Origin of the sequence: Paraburkholderia sp. JHI2823, assembly GCF_038900695.1 — a bacterium.
Classification (GTDB): domain Bacteria; phylum Pseudomonadota; class Gammaproteobacteria; order Burkholderiales; family Burkholderiaceae; genus Paraburkholderia; species Paraburkholderia mimosarum.
Window position 1 is genome coordinate 1 of sequence record NZ_JAYMRY010000285.1, and the last position, 436, is coordinate 436.

Consider the following 436-nt stretch of genomic DNA (forward strand, 5'->3'; position numbering starts at 1 on the left):
TACCAGTACTACCTCGATGTCTGGGAGTGCCTGACGACGTCGATCGAGGATGCGTCGATCAGCGAACTCGCCCTGAACGGCATCGATACCGCGGTGCGCTCGCGCGTGGTGTGTCAGATCAGGTGGGCGCGGCCCGACAACGGGGATGGCAAGACCTGCATGACGCCTCAGCAGATCTCGGCCGGCCTGCGAATCGGCAACCGTGGGTTGCTGCGCGCACGCACGCAACCGGCGCGGAGCTCGACCGATCCCTGCACCGTCTCGCCCACGGCTGGCTATCGCGGTATCGAGAACCAGCTGTATCGGGTCGAAATCAACACGGGTAGCAACGATGCGTCCGGCAACGCGCCAAGCTTCAAGTGGTCGCGCGACAACGGTTGCGTGGTTTTTCCGGTGACGGCGGTCAAGGTGTCGGGTGGCACGACGACGGTCACGC

General features: G+C 64.4%; 1 protein-coding gene. It reads left to right on the forward strand.

The genetic code is table 11. The features are described 5' to 3' along the window. The coding region (locus tag VSR34_RS38690) for a DUF6519 domain-containing protein (RefSeq protein WP_342965269.1) at positions 1-436 on the forward strand (436 nt) is incomplete at both ends.